At 74.1% G+C, this 13,896-nt stretch carries 15 protein-coding genes; 4 read left to right on the forward strand and 11 right to left on the reverse strand.

Features of this window, described 5'->3' with window-relative positions; genetic code table 11:
- On the forward strand, positions 1 to 264 hold a 264-nt coding region (locus tag ACQKM2_RS11875), incomplete at its 5' end, for a transglycosylase SLT domain-containing protein (RefSeq protein ID WP_427708671.1).
- A gap of 84 nt (positions 265 to 348) precedes the next feature.
- On the opposite strand, the gene ACQKM2_RS11880 is transcribed toward ACQKM2_RS11875, so the two are convergent.
- Positions 349 to 897 carry a YcxB family protein gene (locus tag ACQKM2_RS11880; protein ID WP_427708673.1) on the reverse strand — a complete coding sequence of 183 codons (549 nt, stop codon included), beginning with the start codon at positions 895 to 897 and terminating at the stop codon, positions 349 to 351.
- Between the two features lie 102 nt (positions 898 to 999).
- Between ACQKM2_RS11880 and ACQKM2_RS11885 the strand changes: the two genes are divergently transcribed.
- Complete coding sequence (locus ACQKM2_RS11885; RefSeq protein ID WP_427708675.1) at positions 1,000 to 3,366, forward strand: bifunctional serine/threonine-protein kinase/ABC transporter substrate-binding protein; 2,367 nt, start codon at positions 1,000 to 1,002, stop codon at positions 3,364 to 3,366.
- 41 nt (positions 3,367 to 3,407) lie between these two features.
- On the opposite strand, the gene ACQKM2_RS11890 is transcribed toward ACQKM2_RS11885, so the two are convergent.
- The gene (locus tag ACQKM2_RS11890) at positions 3,408 to 4,490 is read right to left on the reverse strand and encodes a DUF5937 family protein (protein ID WP_427708676.1); all 1,083 of its coding nucleotides are present in this window, start codon (positions 4,488 to 4,490) and stop codon (positions 3,408 to 3,410) included.
- Positions 4,491 to 4,589: 99 nt separating this feature from the next.
- Here ACQKM2_RS11890 and ACQKM2_RS11895 point away from each other — a divergent pair, with 99 nt between their 5' ends.
- On the forward strand, positions 4,590 to 5,870 hold the full coding sequence (locus ACQKM2_RS11895) for an MFS transporter (protein WP_427708678.1): 1,281 nt from the start codon (positions 4,590 to 4,592) through the stop codon (positions 5,868 to 5,870).
- Here the strand turns inward: ACQKM2_RS11895 and ACQKM2_RS11900 are convergent.
- Together ACQKM2_RS11900 and ACQKM2_RS11905 are read right to left on the reverse strand one after the other, a co-directional pair.
- A complete protein-coding gene (locus tag ACQKM2_RS11900) occupies positions 5,867 to 6,148 on the reverse strand; it encodes a pyrimidine/purine nucleoside phosphorylase (RefSeq protein ID WP_427708680.1) in 282 nt (93 codons plus the stop codon). The genes ACQKM2_RS11895 and ACQKM2_RS11900 overlap by 4 nt on opposite strands.
- 77 nt (positions 6,149 to 6,225) lie before the next feature.
- A complete protein-coding gene (locus tag ACQKM2_RS11905; protein ID WP_427708681.1) occupies positions 6,226 to 6,732 on the reverse strand; it encodes a VOC family protein in 507 nt (168 codons plus the stop codon).
- 107 nt (positions 6,733 to 6,839) lie between these two features.
- Between ACQKM2_RS11905 and ACQKM2_RS11910 the strand changes: the two genes are divergently transcribed.
- Positions 6,840 to 7,439, forward strand: a complete 600-nt coding sequence (locus tag ACQKM2_RS11910) for a TetR/AcrR family transcriptional regulator (protein WP_427708683.1) — start codon at positions 6,840 to 6,842, stop codon at positions 7,437 to 7,439.
- Here ACQKM2_RS11910 and ACQKM2_RS11915 read toward each other — a convergent pair.
- From ACQKM2_RS11915 to ACQKM2_RS11945, 7 genes are all read right to left on the reverse strand, one after another.
- Positions 7,436 to 8,473: an immunity 49 family protein gene (locus tag ACQKM2_RS11915; RefSeq protein WP_427708685.1), complete on the reverse strand. Its 1,038-nt coding sequence runs from the start codon at positions 8,471 to 8,473 to the stop codon at positions 7,436 to 7,438. The two genes, ACQKM2_RS11910 and ACQKM2_RS11915, sit on opposite strands and share 4 nt — an antisense overlap.
- 142 nt (positions 8,474 to 8,615) lie before the next feature.
- Positions 8,616 to 9,569 (reverse strand): phospholipase, encoded by a 954-nt coding sequence (locus tag ACQKM2_RS11920; protein WP_427708687.1) that lies wholly within the window; start codon positions 9,567 to 9,569, stop codon positions 8,616 to 8,618.
- A gap of 143 nt (positions 9,570 to 9,712) precedes the next feature.
- Entirely contained in the window at positions 9,713 to 10,960 is a 1,248-nt protein-coding gene (gene rocD, locus ACQKM2_RS11925) for an ornithine--oxo-acid transaminase (RefSeq protein WP_427708688.1), read from the reverse strand.
- Entirely contained in the window at positions 10,957 to 11,730 is a 774-nt protein-coding gene (ddaH, locus tag ACQKM2_RS11930; RefSeq protein ID WP_427708690.1) for a dimethylargininase, read from the reverse strand. Before ddaH ends, rocD begins: the two co-directional genes overlap by 4 nt.
- 180 nt (positions 11,731 to 11,910) lie before the next feature.
- Positions 11,911 to 12,438, reverse strand: coding sequence for an Lrp/AsnC family transcriptional regulator (locus ACQKM2_RS11935; RefSeq protein ID WP_427708692.1), 528 nt, complete (start codon positions 12,436 to 12,438; stop codon positions 11,911 to 11,913).
- Between the two features lie 115 nt (positions 12,439 to 12,553).
- Positions 12,554 to 13,069 carry a hypothetical protein gene (locus ACQKM2_RS11940; RefSeq protein ID WP_427708694.1) on the reverse strand — a complete coding sequence of 172 codons (516 nt, stop codon included), beginning with the start codon at positions 13,067 to 13,069 and terminating at the stop codon, positions 12,554 to 12,556.
- A 25-nt stretch (positions 13,070 to 13,094) separates the two neighbouring features.
- On the reverse strand, positions 13,095 to 13,868 hold the full coding sequence (locus ACQKM2_RS11945) for a YqjF family protein (RefSeq protein WP_427708696.1): 774 nt from the start codon (positions 13,866 to 13,868) through the stop codon (positions 13,095 to 13,097).
- Positions 13,869 to 13,896 lie beyond the last annotated feature (28 nt).

Raw genomic sequence — 13,896 nt, forward strand, 5'->3', positions numbered from 1 at the left:
CAGATGATCAAGGACCCGGCCCAGTTCGCCGCCTTCGACAAGATCGTCACGCACGAGAGCGGCTGGGACTACACCGCGACGAACTCTTCTTCCGGTGCCTACGGCCTGGTCCAGGCGCTGCCGGCGTCGAAGATGTCCTCGGCGGGCTCGGACTGGAAGACCAACCCGGCCACCCAGATCAAGTGGGGCCTGGACTACATGAACGAGCGCTACGGCAGCCCGGTCGAGGCCTGGAACTTCTGGCAGGCCAACCACTGGTACTAAACCACCAGCGGACACCACAGCAGCAGATATACGTACGGGAACGCCCGGCCGAGACCCTCGGCCGGGCGTTCCCGCGTACCCCGGTCAGATGCGTCGCAGGTGCCGGGTGAAGAGCTCACGGGCCCGCTCGACGTCGTCGGGGGCGGCCGCACCGCGCTTGGGCAGCACGAGGAAGAACTCCATGCTGCCGGTGAGGACGAACAGTTCAGGGGTCTCGAACCACCAGGGGTAGCTGCTCCAGTCGTCGGTGACGGTCCGGCCGGACGTGCCGGTGGTGGTCAGCCCGTTCTCGTCGACGGTGGTGAGGCACGTGCCGTGCTCGGCGTGGCTGTCGAACTGGCCGCGCGTCCGGTGCCTGCGCCCCACCTGGCGCACGACGAACAGGGCGATCACGCAGGGTATGGCCGCGATGATGATCTGCGTCTGGTCGAAGTGGTATCTCCACGCCCGGATGGCGAAGGCGGCGGCCGCGGCGATGCCGAGGAACGGCAGGTACCTGGTCAGGCCCCGCCAGGTGCCCAGGGTGTACCGCCACAGCGCTCTGTCGTAGTCCGCCGCGGTCGGGGTGTAGTCGAACCGTGCGGCGCGGGCCGGGGTATCGGTTTCGGCCTGCCCGGCTTGATTCATGTCCATGACAGCGGAGGGTACGGTACCGCCACCGCGGGCGGGCAGGCGCCCTTCGCGGGCGGGCGAAGGGCCCCACCCGACCGGCCGACGAGGTCCTAGAGTGTGCGCGTGACCGAGCAGAACTCCGAACTCATCGCCGGGCGCTACCAGCTGCTCGAACGCATCGGCCAGGGCGGTATGGGCCGCGTATGGCGAGGTGTCGACCGGCAGCTCTTCGGGCGCGAGGTCGCCGTCAAGGAGATCCTCTTCCCGCCCGGACTGGAGGACCGCGACCGGGCCGCCCTGCTCGGCCGCTTCACCGCCGAGGCCCGCGCGGCGGTCACGATCAGCCATCCCGGCATCATCACCGTCCATGACGTCGTGGAGCACCACGGCGCCCCCGTCATCGTCATGGAGCTCATCCGGGGCGAGTCCCTGGCCGCGGCCATCCGCCGCCAGGGGCGGCTGCCGGTGGAACGGGTGGCGGAGATCGGCTCCGCCCTGCTCGACGCGCTCGCCGAGGCGCACGGGGCGCGGATCGTCCACCGGGACATCAAGCCGGACAACGTGCTCCTGGCCAAGGACCGCGTCGTCCTCACCGATTTCGGCATCGCCCACCTCGCGGACGCCACCACCCGGCTCAGCCACAGCGGGATCGTCATCGGCACCCCGCAGTACATGGCGCCCGAGCAGCTGGAGGGCAGGCGCCCGACCCCCGCGAACGACCTGTGGGCGCTCGGGGCCACCCTCTACCACGCGGTCGAGGGGCGGCCCCCGTTCGAAGCCGAGGGGCTGCACGCCCTCGCCGTCGCCGTCTTCACCCGCCCCCACCGGCCGCCGGTCCACGCGGGCCCGCTGGCCCCCGTACTGGAGGCCCTGCTCACCAAGGACCCGGAACGGCGCATCGGCCTGGCCGAGGCGTCCGAGCTGCTCGCGTCCGTGCCGCGGTCCTCCTGGGCGGGGACCGGCCCGGCCGCAGGCACCGAACCGGGCGGGCCGGGCGCGGGCGGGCCGGGCCCGGATGTGACGGCCCCGGATGTGACGGCCCCGGATGTGACGGCCCCGGGCGGGGCGCCCCCGGACGGGGCCGGCACCGCCGTCCTGCCCGTACCGGACCGCCCGACCGTCCCGGCCGCTTCCGTCCCCCCGGCCGGGGAGCTCGTCACGCTCGGCCCGACGGACCCCGACCGGCCCGGCGAACGGGCGCCGGACCGCCCGCGCACCCTCGGCCGGCGCTTCGCCGTCTGGGGCGTGGCCCTGGCCACCCTCGCCGCCGGCTCCGCCCTGACCTGGACGCTCAACCGCGACCACTCACCCGGCGGCAGCGGCAGCGGCAGCGGCGGAGCGGGAGCGGCCGGGAGCGGTTCCGCCGCCTCCTCCGTCACGGTGGTGATCGGCGTGGACGCCCCGCTCAGCGGCGACCTGTCCTCCTTCGGCGTCGGCATCAGGAACTCCGCCGACCTCGCGGCCCGCACCGCCAACCGGACCCGGCGCGTACCCGGAGTGAACTTCGAGATCAAGGCCCTGGACGACGAGGCCGCCCCCGCCAAGGGCGCCCCGAACGCCGCCCGGTTCATCGCCGACGAGAAGGTGCTCGGCGTGGTCGGCCCGTTCACCTCGGCCGTCGCCCGGACCTTCGTGGAACCCCTCGCCCGGGCGAACCTGGTCAACGTGTCACCGTCGAACACCGACCCCGCCCTCACGCTGGGCCCCCAGTGGGCTAAGGGCAACCCGTCCCGCCCGTACGGCAGTTACTTCCGCACCATCGCCACCGACGTCGACCAGGGGCCGTTCGCCGCCCGCCACCTGCACGACGCGGCCGGGAAGACCAGGCTCTACGTCGTCGACGACTCCAGCGAGTACGGCGCCGGCCTCGCCGCCGGCTTCACGGCCGAGTTCAGGAAGCTCGGCGGGAGCGTCGTCGGTGCCGACCACGTGGAACCCGCGCGGAGCGACTTCTCCGCCCTCGCCCCGAAGGTCCGCGCCTCCGGTGCCGAGGCCGTGTACTTCGGCGGCTACCACACCACCGCCGCGCCCCTGTCCCGGCAGCTGAAGGAGGCGGGGGTGGCCGTACCGGTGATGGGCGGCGACGGCATCTTCGACCAGCGGTTCCTCACGGCCAACCCGAAGGCCGAGGGCGACCTCGCCACCAACATCGGCGAACCGGTGGAGAGGCTCGCCCGCGGGGAGTCCTTCCTCGCCGACTACCGCGCGGCCGGCTACCCGGAAGCGGCGGGCGCCTTCGGCCCCGCCGCGTACGACGCAGCCTGGGCCCTCGTGGAAGCGGTGAAGGCCGTGGTCGCGGCCAACGGCGGCACCCTCCCGGCGGACGCCCGGGCGAGGATGCCGCGGGCGGTGTCGGGGCTCGGGTTCGACGGCGTGACGGGCCGCGTGGCCTTCGACGAGTACGGCGACCCGCGCGACCGCCGGCTGACGGTGTACACGGTCACGGGTGGCACGTGGACGACCGTGACGAGCGGCCCCCGCACCCCCTGACCGCACCCCCTGACCCTCCCCTGGCCGCCCCGGGCCCGCCCTCACCGCAGTACGGCCGCCAGCAGGTCGGTCCCCAGCGCCGTCAGGTCCGGCAGGCTGAGGCTGTACCGCACGTACCGCCCCTCCCGGCGGGCCGTCAGCAGCCCCGCCCGCCGCAGCAGGGCCACGTGCCGGGACACCTCCGGGGGCGTCAGGTCCCAGGCGTGGGCCAGCTCCCCGTTGGTGTGCGGGCCGCGCGCCAGGGTGCGCAGCAGACGCAGCCGGGCCGGGTGGGCGAGGGCCTCCAGCCGCAGGGTGACCGTCTCCAGGGAGACCGGCTCCGACGGGCCGGGCCCGTCCACCGGGTACTGGACCACCGGCTGCCACCCGGGCGCGTGGACCATCGCCAGGTGCGGCCGGCCGAAGACGCTCGGGATGAAGGTGACGCCGCTGCCGTGGGCGGTCGTCGCCTTGTCCAGCAGCTTGTCCACGAGGATGGCGTCGCCGTCCGGAGCCAGGGTGACCGCGCCGGAGACCGAGGCGAGGGCCGCCCCGAGGCCGTGGCGCCTCGACAGGTCGTTCTTCAGACGCAGATCCGTGGCGAGCCGGACGGCGGCGTCGGCCCAGGCCGCGTCGAAGAAGGCCCCGGCGCAGGCCTCCAGGGTGTCGCGGACGCGCGCCCGGACCGCCGCGGGGTCCGCGAGCAGCCGCTCCGCGAAGGCCTCCTGGCGTGCGCCCCGTGCCTGGGCCAGGTCGAGGGCCAGGTCGCGCGCGCCGGCGTCGGTGAGCGGCGACGGGGAGGCGAAGTGGATCCGGTTCCCGCACGTGGTGACCAGCGCGGCGGACACGTACCGCTCGTCGTCGATCCGGTCGACGTCGTCCAGTTCCTCCCCGAGCGTCGCCCGGGGCCGGGCCGGCAGCATGAAGTCGGCCTGGGACGTGCGCCAGAGGAACTCCGCCTCCCGCAACCGCTCGGCCAGCCCCGGCCGGAGCCCGGCCCAGACGTCGGAGGCCCACCCGGCGAACTCCGGATGGTGCCCCGGTTCGGCGAGCACGTGCAGCATCGCGGTCAGCTCGGCAAGAGGGGACGCGGCGAACCGCAGCCCCTCGGACGGCATGCCGCCGATGTCGATCCTCAACGTCATCCGCACATCATCCCCGCCCCGCCGGACAGCACCGACGACTGTTGACGATCTCCGTCAACCGACGTGCCCGGCCGGGCCGGCGAACCCACCGTTCACCCCATGACAGCCACGAGCACCCCCGCCCCCGCCACCACCCGCACGCTGCGGCCCCGCGCCGTCCTGCGCGCCTCCGGCGGCCCCCGCTACGCCGTCGCGCTGGCCGTGGACGCCCTCGGCACCGGCCTGCTGAGACCCTTCCTCCTCCTGTACGGAGTGACGGTGCTCGGCCTGTCCGCGTCGGCCACCGGCCTCGCCATGACGGCCGGCATCGTCATCGGCCTGCTGTCCACGCCCGCCGTCGGGCGATGGCTGGACCGCGGTGCGCGCAGCACCGTCGTCGCCGCGTCCATGCTGGTGCGCGTGCTGGGCGCGGCCGTACTGGTGGCGACCCCGGCGGGCCGCGTCTGGCCGTTCGCGGCCGCGGCCCTCCTCCTCGGCATCGGCAACCAGGCCTGGCCGGCCGCCCACGCCGCGCTCGTCGCCACCCTCTCCCACGGCCGCGAACGCGACACCGCCCTCGCGGCCGCACGCGCCCTGCGCAACGCGGGGCTCGGGGTGGGGGCGCTCCTCGCCATGGCCTGCCTGGCGGGCGGGACCTCGGCGCTGCGGGCACTGGCGGCCCTCACGGGACTGGCGTACCTGGCGGCCGCCGGCCTGGCGTGGTCGGTGCGCGTACGCGCGGAACGGGAGCCGGCCCGGCCCGCCGCACCGGCGGGGCGCGAGGACGCCCCGCCGCGCATGCGCGCCCTGCTGGCCGCCAACGTGGTCTACGTCTTCTGCCTCAACGTCCCCGAGATCGCCCTCCCGCTGGTCCTGCTGACGCAGCTGCACGCCTCACCGGTGTGGTCGGCGGCGATCTTCGTGGCCAACACGGTGCTGGTGGTCGCGCTCCAGGTCCCGGTCACCGTCCTGATGTCCCGTTACGCCCGGCGCACCGCGCTGGCCGTTGCCGGCGCGGTCCTCGCCGCGTCCTACGCAGGCTTCCTCGCGGTGACGTCCCTGGGAGGAGGGGAGGGCGGCGATTGGGCCGCCCCCGCGGTCGCCGCGGTCTCCGTCGTCTGCACCCTCGGCGAGATCGTCTACGCCGGCAGCGCCACCGCCCTGGTGACGGCCCTCGCCCCGCCCCGCGTCCTGGGACGCACCCTCGCCCGCTTCGAATTCTCCACCGGCTTCGGCCTCGCCGTCTCCCCGGCCGCCATCACAGCCCTCGCCCCACACGGCCCGGCCGCGCTGTGGGGCACCCTCGCGGGAGCCACCCTGCTGTCGGCCGGGGCCGTCGCCGCCGAAAGGGACCGCGGCACGCCGGACCGGGGGCTCCGGCACCGGGACCGGCGGGTCTAGCGGTATTCGCAGAGGTAGGCGGTCTCGACGGCCACCTTGAGCTGGAACTTGCTGTCGCCGGGGACCTTGAAGTGGCTGCCGGAGGAGAAGGTCTCCCACTCGGCGGCGCCCGGAAGCCTGACGGTCAGGGCGCCGCTGACGACGTGCATGACCTCCGGGGCGGCCGTGCCGAACTCGTACTCGCCGGGAGCCATGACACCGATGGTCGCGGGGCCCTGCTCCTGGTTGAAGGCGATCGACTTGACCGTGCCGTCGAAGTATTCGTTGACCTTGAACATGTGCGTGGTGTCCTCTTCGGGAACGAGCGGAATCGGAACGCCGGCTCGTCGCGCCCCGCTCACCGGCGAGGGGAAGGCTACCGGGGTTCCCCGGTCCGCTGCGCGTCGGTGTACTGGGCGGCGTACTCCTCGGTCGGCGGGACGACGGTGATGACGTCGATCAGCACTCCGTCGGGGGCGGCCACGATGAAGTGGCGCTGGCCGAACTCCTCCGTGCGCAGGGACAGCACCTCGGGCAGGCCGCCCTCCACCACCAGCCGCCGGTGCTCGCGGTCCACGTCGTCCACCTCGAAGTTCAGCAGCAGACCGCCGCCGAGCGCGACCCGGTGGCCGGCGGGCACGGTCGGGTGGGAGTGGGCGAGGAGGGCCAGCTCGTACTGCGGGGCGTCGGGGCGGCGCAGGCTGACGTACCAGTCCGCTTCGAAGGTCACCGCGAAGCCGAGGTGGCGGGTGTAGAAGTCGCGGGAGGCGGCGACGTCACGGGTGGCGAGCACGGGGTAGAAGCCGCCGAGCCGGGTCGTGGGGGTGGTGGTGGCCGTGGTGGCAGCTGTGGTGGTGGCTGTGGTGGTGGCTTCGTTCGTCATGGCTGAGGCCCTTCGAGTCGCCGGTCCGTCCATTTCGCATACCCGGGGTATGTGAGCTATGGCGTTAGCATACCCTCGGTATGCGAAATGGGAAGGGGGTGCCCCCGATGGCGCTCAACCGGGCGGAGCAGCGGGAGGCCACGCGGCAGGCGCTGCTGGCCGAAGGGCGGCGGCGGTTCGCCGCGGACGGGTACCACCACGTGGTGCTGGCGGAGGTGGCCCGGGCCGCCGGGGTCACCAAGGGGGCGGCCTACCACCACTTCGACAGCAAAGCGGGGCTCTTCCGGGCGGTCGTCGCCCAGGTCCAGCAGGAACTGGGCGAGCACGTCGCGGCCGCGGCGGAGCGGCACGAGGACCTCTGGGAGCAGCTCCGGGCCGGCTGCCGGGCCTTCCTGGCCGCGGGCACCGACCCGGCGGTGCGGCAGATCCTGCTGGTCGACGCACCGACCGTGCTGGCCTGGGAGGAATGGCGGGCCATGGACGAGGAGTCCTCGGCCCGCCACCTCGCCGAGGCCCTCACGGCACTCGCCGAGGCCGGGATCATCGCCGACCAGCCGGTCCAGCCGCTGGCCAGGCTCCTCTCCGGAGCCATGAACGAGGCCGCGCTCTGGATCGCGCGGGGCGCTGACACGCAGGGCGCGGAGCAGGCACTGGACCGCCTCCTGGCGGGCCTGCGCCAGGCGCCGGACGCCCGGCAGCCCGGCTAGCGGACTTCGGCGGCCTCCAGGAGCCGGGCGGGCAGGTAGGGGGACCCGACCCGGACGTCCCAGCCGCGCCGGCGGGCGTGGCAGGCCAGCGCCAGGACGTCGAGGCTGACCGCGGAGTCGGGCTCGTCGGCCCGGTCGGCGACCTGGAAGTGGTCGCGGTGGGCTTCGAGGGCGTCGGCGAGGGCCAGGTTGAAGCTCTCCTCGTTGCCGTCCACGAGCTGCGACAGCAGGACGGCCGGAGGCACCGGTACGGCCGATCCCTCGGCCTTCTCGGCCTCCCGCAGCGCCCGCTCGGCCGCCGGCCCGGCGTCCGCGCCCCGCAGGTGGGCGTGGAGGGCCTCCCGGTACGCGGCGAACCCGCCGGTGTCCGGCCGGACGGCCGCGGGGCCGGCGAGAACCAGCGGGGCGAGGTCCTCGCGTTCGCCGGTGATCAGCGCGAGCGCCACGGCCTTCGCCCAGTTGCCGGCGCCCGCCTCCCCGCTCCGCTCGGCCGGGTAGCGCAGGGTCCGCCCGGCGACGGTCACCTCGGTCACGGTGCCCGGCTCGGCCAGGGCGATGCGGAACAGTGCCGCGCCGGCCCGGGAGGCCAGCCGCAGGTTCTCCCACTGGGCGTCCGTCACGTCGTCGGCGATCGCCGCCCGCCCCTTGAACAGCATGTCCTGGTCGCGCAGGACGTCCCTGAGCCGCCAGGCCGCCGGAGCCCCGCCGTCGGCCGGATCCAGCGCCTCCCGGGTGCGGCGCTCGGCCCGGGCCTCGCGCTGCGCGCTCATGGGCCACTCCTGCACCGGCCGCTCGACGACCACCGCCATCAGGCCCGTGGCGAGCTCGCCCGCAGGATCCGCCACTGCCCGCCCGGCGAACTTGCGCCGGGCGGAGCGGAAGGCCTCACCGTGCCGGCCGGCCCGGTCCGCGAGGACCGCGAGGCACAGGGCGTCGATCCACCCGCCCGCCGAGACGCTCTCCTCGGGGCCGTCGGAGGCGTCCTCGTCGCAGGTGTCGTAGCTCATGCCGAAGTTGACGTAGTCGAGGAACACGGAGAAGGAGCGGTGCGGGTAGTGGCCCGCGAAGGCGACGGCACCGGCCGCGGCCTCGGCGGCGGCCCGGACGACGGCCTTCGCCTCCGGCGTCCCCAGGTCCGGGGTCTCGACGGACAGCGCGCCCAGGTGGTGCCGCGTCCTACCTGAACAGGCGGTCCCCGGGCGCGGCCATGCGGTGCGTGCCGCCGTGGCGGTTCACCCAGTCACGGACCAGGCCGACGGAGTTGGCGCACTGCCAGCCGTCGTCGTACTCCCGCACCCCGGTGAAGGCCCCGTAGCCGGCGATGACGCCGTCCACGCGCCCGTCGCCCAGCAGCTTGTCCACGTACCACGGGTCGTTGTACGTCGTGGTCCAGGACAGCGTGGCCGCGAGCCGTCCGGCGTCCCGGTCCCCGGCACCCTTCTTGAGCTCCGCGCACGTGTAGTAGGTGGCTTCGGTGCAGTTGCCGAACCCCTTGGTGATGTCGCTGTCGCCGTAGTCCATCACCCGGCGTCCGGCGGGGAATCCGGAGCCGGACCGGTCGAACGCGCTGCGGACCTGGTCGCGGGTGCCGGTCGTCGTGATGCCCTCCAGCGCGCCGAGCCTGCCTTCCAGGCTCTTCCAACCCCTGCCCCCGACGTCCGGGGTGCTGCCGCCGTGGTACTCGTAGAACCCGTAGAGCACCTGGATCCCGGCGGCGGTCAGCCGCTGCGCCCTGTCCCGCAGCCCGGCGACGCTGCAGCCGCGGTTCTCCCGCTCCCCGCAGTAGTTGGGGTCCTTGATGTCCAGCCAGACCAGCGACAGGCGGCGCCCCGCACCGGCGTGGGAGAGGATGCGGTCGACCATGCTGTCGAAGCCGGGGCCCAGCCGGTTGTCACCGGCGGAGGAGCAGTCGTGGTAGGCACGCCATTCGTTCGGGTTCCACCAGGCGCAGACGTCGATCTCGATGCCGTTGGCGCCGTGCTTGAGTGCGGCGTCCACGCCGTCCAGGGTGTCGACGCGGTGCGCGATGGCGTAGACCGGGCGGCGCTGATCGGCCGCCGCCGCGGTACCCGCGCCGAGCGCGGTGACGCCGACGACCGCGCAGAGGGCCGTCAGCAGCGCCAGTAACAACCGGGGGCCCGTACCGGGCCGGATGTGGGCGGTCAAGAAGGTGCTCCTTCGAAGTCGCGGTACTCCGGCGAGCGATCTCGCCGCCCACATGCTGGCACGCGGTACGTGCACGATGAATCAGATCCGGTCGGGGGGCGGCCGGCCTAGGACAGGACCTTCCGCAGGGCGGCGAGCGCGGTGCCGAGTTCCTCCTCCGTGATGGTCAGCGGCGGGGCCAGCCGGATCGTGGAGCCGTGCGTGTCCTTGACCAGGACGCCCTCGGCGAGCAGCCGTTCGCTGATCTGGCGTCCCGTACCGAGCGCCGGGTCGACGTCCACGCCTGCCCACAGGCCCCGCGCCCGGTAGGCCGTGACGGCACCGCCCGCGCGGCCGATCTCGGCGAGGCCCCGGTCGAGCACGGCTCCCAGCCCGGCGGCGCGCCGCTGGTACTCACCGGTCTCCAGCAGGTCCAGGACCGCCGAACCGACGGCCGCCGCCAGGGGGTTGCCGCCGAAGGTCGACCCGTGCTCGCCGGGCCGCAGGACGCCGAGCACCTCGCGCCGGGCGACGACGGCGGAGACCGGGACGATGCCGCCGCCCAGGGCCTTGCCCAGGAGCAGGACGTCCGGCACGACCGATTCGTGGTCGACGGCCAGGGTGCGGCCCGTGCGCCCCAGGCCCGACTGGATCTCGTCGGCGATGAAGAGGCAGCCCGTGCGGCGGGTCAGCTCCCGCACCCCGGTGAGGTAGCCGTCGGAGGGGATGAGGACCCCGGCCTCGCCCTGGATCGGCTCGATCAGGACGGCTGCCGTCGTCTCGTCGATCGCCGCTTCCAGCGCGGCCAGGTCGTCGTAGGGCACGACGCGGAAGCCGGGGGTGAAGGGGCCGAAGCCGGAGCGGGCCGTCCCGTCCGTCGAGAAGCTCACGATGGTCGTCGTACGGCCGTGGAAGTTGCCGTCCGCCACCACGATCGTCGCCCGGTCCGGGGCGACGCCCTTGACCTCGTACGCCCACTTGCGGGCCACCTTGACGGCGCTCTCCACGGCCTCGGCGCCCGTGTTCATCGGCAGCACCATGTCGAGCCCGGTCAGCTCGGCGAGGCGCTCGGCGAAGCCGGCCAGCCGGTCGCTGTGGAAGGCGCGCGAGGTGAGCGTGACCCGGTCGAGCTGCCGGTGCGCGGCGTCGACGAGGGCGGGGTGGCGGTGCCCGAAGTTCAGGGCCGAGTAGCCGGCCAGCATGTCGAGGTAGCGGCGGCCCTCGACGTCCTCCACCCAGCTGCCCTCCGCACGTGCCACGACCACGGGCAGCGGGTGGTAGTTGTGCGCGAGGACCGGTGCCTCGGCGCGGATCAGCTGCGCCGACGAACGCGACGCGGTGGGGGTGGCAGTGGCAGTGGTGGCGGTGGTGGTCATGAGCGGATCTCCAGGGTGCAGCACTTGATTCCCCCGCCGGCCTTGCGGAACTCCGACAGGTCGACGGGGACGGGAACGTAACCGCGGTCGGCGAGCCGGTCGACGAGGCCGCGGGCCTGCGGGGCGACGAAGACGTTGCGCCCGTCCGACACGGAGTTGAGGCCGAAGGCCAGGGCGTCCTCCTCGGTGGCGACCACCGCGCGCGGGTAGAGCCGCCGGAGCACCTCGCGGCTGCCGGGGGAGAACGCCGCCGGGTAGTAGGCGACGTTCCCCTCACCGAGGAAGAACAGCGCGGTGTCCAGGTGGTAGAAGCGGGGGTCGACCAGTTCGAGCCCGATCACCGGCCGGCCGAGGAACTCCTGCACCTCGCGGTGCGCGGCCCGCTGGGTACGGAAACCCGTGCCGGCCAGCACGAAGGGGCCGGCGGGAACGAGGTCCCCCTCGCCCTCGCAGACCGCCTCCGAGCGGTGGACCTCGTATCCGGCGGCCTTGAACCAGGCCTCGTACTCGGCGGACTCGGGCCGGCGCTCGGCCGCGTGGAAGGAGGATCCGAAGACCCGGCCGTCCGAGACGAGGGCCGCGTTCGCCGCGAACACCATGTCGGGCAGGCCCTCCACGGGGGCGACCGTCTCGACGGTGTGGCCGTGGGCGCGGTACGCCTCGACCAGGGCCCGCCACTGCTCACGGGCCAGGGGGACGTCGACGGGGGTGTGGACGTCCATCCACGGGTTGATGGCGTAGCGCACGTCGAAATAGCGAGGCTCGCACATCACATAGCGCCTCGGGCGCCCTACGGGTCCTGGGTGTCCTGGGTGTTCTGCGGGCACAGAGGTTCCTCCGCTTCCTGCGGTGACGGCTGGGGGAGTGGCCCCACCGTAGGAAGCGGCAGGTCAGCGCGACAAGAACGAAGCGCTGCGTACCGGAGCAGGAATCTTGCGCGTACATCCCCCTCAGAGCAGGATTGCTGCGCCGTCGGCCGCCCGCGCGGCGGCCTCGGGCGGCGCGGAGGCACTGGCACCGGCCTCCGGGCTCTCCGGCAGCAGGTGTGACAGCACCATGTAGCTGATCGTCTTGCGGATGAACGGCTCGCTGCGGATCCGCTCCAGCACCTCCTCGAAGTGCTCCACGTCGGTCGCCCTGACGTGCAGCAGCGCATCGGCCGCGCCCGTCACCGTCATCGCCGCCGCGATCTCCGGGTACTTGCGCGCTACTTCCGCGAGGCGCCGCGGCGGCGCCGCGCTGTCGCAGTACACCTCGATGTACGCCTCGGTGCGCCAGCCCAGCGCGGCCGGCCGGACCGTGGCCCGGAAGCCGGTGATCACATCGGCCTTGCGCAGCCGGTCCACCCGCCGCTTGACGGCGGTCGCCGACAGGCCGACGGCCGCCCCGATCTCCGCGAAACTCGCCCGGGCGTTGTCCATCAGGGTCGCGACGATCTGCCGGTCGAGTTCGTCGAAGGGGGTGGACCTGGTGCTCATGGAAGGCGATCTTCTCCTCGTGCGGCCCCGGACGGGGGACTTCCGCGCCCACTCTGCCGCAACCGCGACCGCAACCGCGACCGCCACCGAGACGGCCCCGGCGGCGCGTCCGCGCTCAATGCCCGGCGAAGGCCTTCACCAGGGCCACGGCCAGGCCGATCGCGGCGTCCAGGGCCCCGGCCAGGAGGGCGGCGAGGACGCCGCCGCCCATGCGCACCCCGCCGTAGCAGCCCCAGACGAACAGGCCGGTGACGCTGACGGCCGCCGCCGCGAGCAGCGCCGTGTCGACGCTCATCAAGCCCAGCGCGGCGGAGGCGACGAGCACCAGCGGGCCCACGGCGGACAGCAGCAGCGGGCTGCTGACGGACAGGATCCCGCGCAGCTCGTGGCCGGTGGCGAGCCGGCCGTGCACCACCCGGTGGGCCTGCTGGTCGGCCACGACCGCCGCCAGCCACAGCCCGACGGCGGTGGTGAGCAGCGTGGCGGCCGCACCGGCCGCGTCCACGTGCCCGGCGGACCGCAGCCCGATGACCACCGAGATGATCGTGATCGTCGCGTAGATGCGCTCCTTGAGGCGGGCGGCCGCGAACCGCGGGTCCCCGGCCGGACCGGCGGCGCTCTCGTGATCCATGAGGGCACCCTAGATGAGGAGGGTTTCATCCGAGATGTCCGGCGGGCGCGCGGCGCGGTGGCGGCCCGAACCGCACCGGGACCCCCGGGGACCAGAGCACGCTGGCGGGCGGACCGGCCGGGGCGGGCAGGCCCGCGGCGGCCACCAGGGTCTCTTCGCAGTGCAGGAGCCCGGCGCGGTGCAGCGGCCAGCGCGGGTGGCTGTTCGGGAGGTACAGCGACCGGCCGCGGAACGCGGTGTGCATGCCCCAGCGGGCGGTCAGGAAGTGCTCCAGCGCGGTCGGTTCGGTGACCTGCTCGCCGATCCGCACGGTGATCCGGCTGTACGCGCCGGCCGCCCCGGGCCGGCGCCGGCGGCTGGTGTACGTGACGGTGCCGCCGCCGTGGCGGACCGTCATGCGCGACCAGACGTACGGGAGGCGGAACGCGACCCTTCCGACGGCCACCGGGACCAGCCGGGAGGCGTCCAGCGAGCGGAACACCACGCCCCGGCGACCGTGCGCGTCGACCGAGTAGAGGCGGACGTTGGTCTCCGGGAAGGACCCGAGGTAGGGGACGCCGGGGAGGCGGAACCAGCCGACCTCGTGCATCCGGAACGCCACCAGGCCGACGTACGTGACCCCGTCGAGGGTGTCCGGCACGGTACCGGCCGGCAGCAGCGGGGCGACGTCGGCGGGGTCGACGGCCCAGTGCAGGAAGGCGAGGTCCAGCCACGACTGGGTGAGGAGGGGACGCCGGGCGGTGTGCGGCGGCTCGGCCGTGATCGGCTCCGGGACGGTTTCGGGCGGCGGCTGCGACATCGCGCCAGTGTCCCGTGGCGGGGCCGCG

Origin of the sequence: Streptomyces sp. NPDC004126 (assembly GCF_050275515.1) — a bacterium.
In the GTDB taxonomy this organism is placed as follows: Bacteria; Actinomycetota; Actinomycetes; order Streptomycetales; family Streptomycetaceae; genus Streptomyces.